5 protein-coding genes and 1 pseudogene are annotated in these 5353 nt (G+C 61.6%); 3 read left to right on the forward strand and 3 right to left on the reverse strand.

Going from position 1 to position 5353, the window contains the following annotated elements; all coding sequences use genetic code 11:
- On the forward strand, positions 1 to 720 hold a 720-nt coding region (locus tag AC1DH9_RS21570; protein WP_477808755.1), incomplete at its 5' end, for an MFS transporter.
- A 12-nt stretch (positions 721 to 732) separates the two neighbouring features.
- The gene (locus tag AC1DH9_RS21575) at positions 733 to 2844 is read left to right on the forward strand and encodes a TonB-dependent receptor (RefSeq protein ID WP_477808756.1); all 2112 of its coding nucleotides are present in this window, start codon (positions 733 to 735) and stop codon (positions 2842 to 2844) included.
- A 44-nt stretch (positions 2845 to 2888) separates the two neighbouring features.
- Here AC1DH9_RS21575 and AC1DH9_RS21580 read toward each other — a convergent pair whose 3' ends face one another.
- Genes AC1DH9_RS21580 through AC1DH9_RS21590 form a run of 3 tightly spaced genes read right to left on the reverse strand, consistent with a single transcriptional unit; the run spans position 2889 to position 4751 of the window.
- Positions 2889 to 3431: a DUF2937 family protein gene (locus AC1DH9_RS21580; RefSeq protein WP_019692484.1), complete on the reverse strand. Its 543-nt coding sequence runs from the start codon at positions 3429 to 3431 to the stop codon at positions 2889 to 2891.
- A 13-nt stretch (positions 3432 to 3444) separates the two neighbouring features.
- Positions 3445 to 4221: a class II glutamine amidotransferase gene (locus AC1DH9_RS21585; RefSeq protein ID WP_427540559.1), complete on the reverse strand. Its 777-nt coding sequence runs from the start codon at positions 4219 to 4221 to the stop codon at positions 3445 to 3447.
- A gap of 32 nt (positions 4222 to 4253) precedes the next feature.
- Complete coding sequence (locus AC1DH9_RS21590) at positions 4254 to 4751, reverse strand: hypothetical protein (protein ID WP_054598264.1); 498 nt, start codon at positions 4749 to 4751, stop codon at positions 4254 to 4256.
- Positions 4752 to 4851: 100 nt separating this feature from the next.
- Between AC1DH9_RS21590 and AC1DH9_RS21595 the strand changes: the two are divergent.
- A pseudogene (locus AC1DH9_RS21595) lies at positions 4852 to 5353 on the forward strand (S9 family peptidase); the annotation flags it as partial.

The following is a 5353-nucleotide window of genomic DNA, read 5'->3' on the forward strand; positions in this document are numbered from 1 at the left end:
GCCCTGCTCTGTTATGGCGCGACGGCGATTTGCCTGCTGTGCGCACTGGGGAGTTTTTTCCTTCCGGCCGACAAGGCGCGCGCCACGACGAAAAAACCGCTTGCGCCGGTGGTCCTGCCCAAAGGCTGGCTCGGTGGAATCCTGCTGGTGATCGTGTTGATTCAGGCCGCGAAGATGATGCCGCAGCCGTTCTACGCGCTGTACGTCGCCGAGATTCTGCACGCACCGAGCTGGCTGATCGGCGCCACTTATGCGGCGAGCGCCGCGACCCTGGCCATTTCCGCCCCACTGTGGGGACGCCTGTTCGACCGCTGGCAACCGGCCTACACCTTGCGCGTCATCGAAGGCGTCGCCTGGCTGTGCGCCCTGACACTGGCGGCCACGGCACTGGCCAACGAATGGCTGGGGTTCCTCGTCAGCCGGCTGGTCTGGGGTGTCTGGCAAGGCGCCCTGCTGCCGGTCGCCTATGCACTGATCGCCAACACCGTTGCTTCAAGCCAACAGGGTTTTGCCCTCGGCCTCGGCAACAGCGCGGCCAAGGCTGGCGCCTTGCTTGGTGCCGTACTCGGCGGGATCGGCATGGGGCTGGTGGGGCTGAACCACAGCTTCTGGCTGGTGGCGCTGACTTACGCACTGGCCGCCATCGGGATTCGCTGGGTGCGGAGTTTCACCTCCACACCCGGCCCCACACCCTTATCTACCCACACTTATCAAAACTAAAAAGACCACGTCATGACCCGAACCAAACTTTCTCTGTTGATTCCGCTGCTTGGCTCCTTCAGCGCCCAGACCTGGGCCGAGGAGACCGAGCAGCAACCCGGCACCCTGAACATGCAAGCCACCGTCGTCTCGGCGACTCGCAGCGAAGCGAGCATTGCCTCGATTCCGGGCTCGGTGCAGGTCATCGACGAACAGCAAGTCCGCGAGCAGAGCGGCGCGGGTCGCCGGGTCTCCGACATTCTCGGACAACTGGTGCCCGGCCTTGCGCCGTCCAGCGGCGGGATGAGCAACTTTGGCCAGACCCTGCGCGGGCGCAACATGCTGGTGTTGATCGACGGCGTATCGCAGAACGCCACGCGCGATAACTTCCGCCAGCTCAACAGCATTGCGCCGGCCAGCATCGAGCGCATCGAAGTGATTTCCGGCGCCAGCAGCATCTACGGTGCCGGCGCTTCGGGCGGCATCATCAACATCATCACCAAGCGCAACCAGGGCCAGGACATTGCCTACAGCAGCAAACTGGGCCTGACCAGCGGCAACAACCTCAACAGCAAAGGCTTCGCCTACGAAGCTTTCCAGAGTGCGACCGGGCGCAAGGACGCGCTGGACTGGTACGTATCCGCCGACCTGACCCAGCGCAACGATCAGTTCGATGGCAACGGCAAGCGCATCCCCCAGGACACCTCCCAGGGCAGCAACATGGACACCGAAACCTATGACCTGCAAGGTCGTTTCGGTTACGAACTGGATGCCGACAAAAAACTCAGCCTGTCGCTGCAGGACTACAAGGACCAGCAGGACACGGACTTCACCAAAGACCCGAAAAACCTGCAGCAAGCCGTAGCGGTCAAAGGGCTGAAACTCGRCGACCAGCCCTACACCCATAACCAGGCGGTCAACCTCAACTACACCGACAAGGACTTCTACGGTCAGGGCCTGCAACTGGAAAGTTACTGGCGCCGGGCCGATGCGCTGTTCTTCCCGGACCTGTCGCGGGGCAAGGCCGGGATCGCCGACAACAACAGCGTGCAGGATGTCTATGGCTTGCGCGCGGCCATCGACACGCCGTTGCCGGCCATCGGCAGCGCTACGGGCAATCTGGTCTGGGGCGCCGACTACGATCACGAACGCTCGCGCCAGCGGGGTGACCAGTACACCCTCAAAGGGCTGACCTACACCAAGACCGGCACCACCTTCGAGATGGGCCCGGATCTCGAAACCACCACCAAGGCGCTGTTCGGGCAGATGTCCTGGGACGTTGGCGACTGGACATTGCGTGGCGGTGTGCGCCGCGAGTGGATCGAAAGTGAGGTCGCCGACAGCATCGCCTACGGTCAGATCGTCCAGACCGGCGTTCGCGCCACCCTGCCCGGCGACACCCTCAAATATGACGCCACGCTGTACAACCTGGGCGCGGTCTATCACCTGAGCGAGAACCAGGACCTCTTCGCCAATTACAGCCAGGGATTTTCGCTGCCGGATATCCAGCGCTTCTTGCGTGATGTGAACAGTACCTTCGACATCCAGAGCCTCAACGCCCAGGCCATCAAGGTCGACAGCTACGAGTTGGGCTGGCGCGGCAACTGGGACCAGTGGCAGGCCGATGTCACCGTGTATGAAAACACCTCGGACGTAACCCAGTTCTACGATGCCAACGATCGCGTCMTGCGCCTGATCAACCAGAAGGAACGGGTGCGCGGCATCGAAAACAGCCTGACCTACCGCGCGACCGATCACTGGTCGGTGGGGGGCACTTACGCGTGGGCCAAGGGCGAGACCGAGCAGAACGGCAAATGGATCGACCTGCCGGCGACACGCATCTCACCAGCCAAAACCACGCTGTTCGTCGGCTACACCGAAGATGACTACACCCTGCGTTTGCAAGGCATGCGCCTGGCCAGTTACGACGCCGCCGCCAAGGACAACAACGGGCGCGACATCAAGGGCTATACGCTGGTGGACCTGCTGGGCTCGGTGCGATTGCCGGTCGGGCGTCTTGAAGGCGGGGTGTACAACCTGACCGACCGTACGTACGTCAACCTGTTCGCCCAGGCCAATGCCAAAGCGCCGTTCGCCAACGCCGAAGGCCGTACGTTGAGCATGAGCTACTCGATCGACTGGTAAATAAAACAGGAGCCGGCGTGCCGGCTCCTGCACTTTCGATGGCGTTACAAACCGCGTAAATCGCGCTCTTCAATCGGCCGGCTCTGGCGCAGGCGCTTGCCGCCCAACACCACCCAGTCGATCAGGCGGAACAGGCATTCCAGCCCGAACGACAGCAACATCGCCCCGCTCAGCCCCCAGCCCATGGCTTCAGGCGTCAGCAATAGCTGGTAGCTGTAGCCGTTCCAGGTTTCCTTGCGAATATCCGGGTCAGCCGCCAACACCACTTGCAGGACGCGGATGTACCACGGGCCTTGCATGGCCTGGAATTGCTTGTCCAGCGCCAATTGGCGAGTGAGCAAGGTGCTCAGGCTGTCGGCATCGCTGCGAAACACCGGGTCGTCACTGGCACGGTAATGAGCAACCAATGCTTGCAGATCGCCCTTGAAGAACTGCTCGGCGGTGCCTTGGAACCCTCGCAAGCCGGTCTGCGCTTCGATCAGGTGCGCCTCGACCCGCTTGGCGTAGTCGTTGATGAAACCCGGTACCTGCACACCCACCAACAGGCCGATCGCAAACAACACCAGYCGCAAATAACTGAGCAACATAGAAAGGTGTTCCTTATTCGGTCTTGCCCTGGCTGACGCATTCGCCGCGTCGCCACAGGCTCCATTGGCCCGGTTCGTAACGGGTCCAGGTTTCGTTTTCGGTCAGGGGTTCGGTGGCAATGACCGTCACCACATCGTTGGGGGTGGTTTCGGCCTGGAAGTCGACGATGACGTCCGCATCCTTCAAGCGTGCCGGACCAAACGGTGCGCGCCGGGTGATGTGCGCCAATTTGCTCGAGCAATAACAGAACAGCCAGTCGCCGTCGCTCAACAGGCAGTTGAACACACCTTTGCTGCGATACTCGGCGCACGCCGCCACCAGGCTCGGCAGCAACTGCTCGACTTCAACCGGCTCCGGGAAGGCTTCACGTACGCGGTTGAGCACATCGCAGAATGCCGCTTCACTGTCGGTGTCGCCGATTGGCCGGTAAAAACTGGCGGTTGGCTGGAAGTCGGCGAGTTGGCCGTTATGCGCGAAGCACCAGTTGCGGCCCCACAACTCACGCACGAACGGGTGGGTGTTGGACAGGCAGACCTTGCCGACGTTGGCCTGGCGGATATGCCCGATCACCACTTCGCTTTTGATCGGATAGCGCTGTACCAGCTGCGCGACTTCGGACTCACAACTCGCCGCCGGGTCCTGAAACAAGCGCAGGCCGCGACCTTCATAGAACCCGATCCCCCAACCGTCCCGATGCGGGCCGGTTCGACCACCACGTTGCATCAGCCCGGTGAAGCTGAACACGATATCGGTCGGTACATTGGCGCTCATGCCCAATAATTCACACATGCCTGGACTCTCGCTTCAATGCCGGGGCAACGTCAAAGACGGGGTTCAACTCGCGAACGCTGGGGGTTGCTTGGCACCGGCGGACGACCATAACGATCATCGCCAGCACCGCCGAAGGGCTGGTCATCATCCGGATCGGCAGCCTTGGCAGCGGCTTTCGCGGCGGCCTCCCGCTCCTTGCGAGCATTGGCGGCGCGCTCGATGGGAAAGCGGATCAACGCGAAGATCAGGTAAATGCCGAAGGCGATCATGCTGTACATGACCAGGTCGGAGATCGCGCGCCAGATGTTGTTACCAACCTTGAACAGCAGGTCCAGGGCGGTAATGGCGATGGCCGGGGCGAATTTTTCCTTCACCGGGTCGATAATGGTCGGGCTGAACAACAGCACGACCATGAGCAGACGCAGTGGCTCGCGCAACCAGCGCCACATCCAGCGGGTCAGCCGCATCCACACCAACAGGCAGCCTAAAGCGGCAAAGGCGTAAAGGCCCCAAGCGATCAGATAGTCGTTCTCGGTCATGGTGTCCATGGCAAGGCAGGCAAAGAGGCGCTTATGATAACGGCTTTTCACCGATCAGGCTGCCCCGCTGTCTGTGAAGCCATTTTTACATTACGCCCGAGAGTCCTTCATGCCCCTTTCCGCCCACGTTTGCAGCGCCCCGATTGCCCACAAGGCCGACGGCGATGACCCGTACGCCTGGCTGCAGGAGCGCGACAGCGCACAGGTGCTCGACTACCTCAAGGCTGAAAACAGCTATCAGGAAGCACAACTGGCCGACCAGGCCGAGCTGCGAGAAACCCTGTTCAACGAAATAAAAAGCCGGATTCTCGAAACCGACCTGTCGCTGCCCTCCCCGTGGGGCCCCTACCTGTATTACACCCGCACCGTCGCCGGTGACGAATATGCCCGGCATTACCGCTGCCCGCGCCCGGCCGACGACAGCCTGCTGGTCGATGAAAGCCAGGAACAGCTGCTGCTCGACCCCAATGAGCTGGCCAATGGCGGTTTTTTCTCGCTGGGCGCCTTCAGCATCAGCCCGGACCACCAGCGCCTGGCCTACAGCCTCGATACCAGCGGCGAAGAGATTTACACGCTGTTCGTCAAGGAACTGTCCAACGGCAAGGTCAGTG

Source organism: Pseudomonas sp. 05T35, from assembly GCF_056396605.1.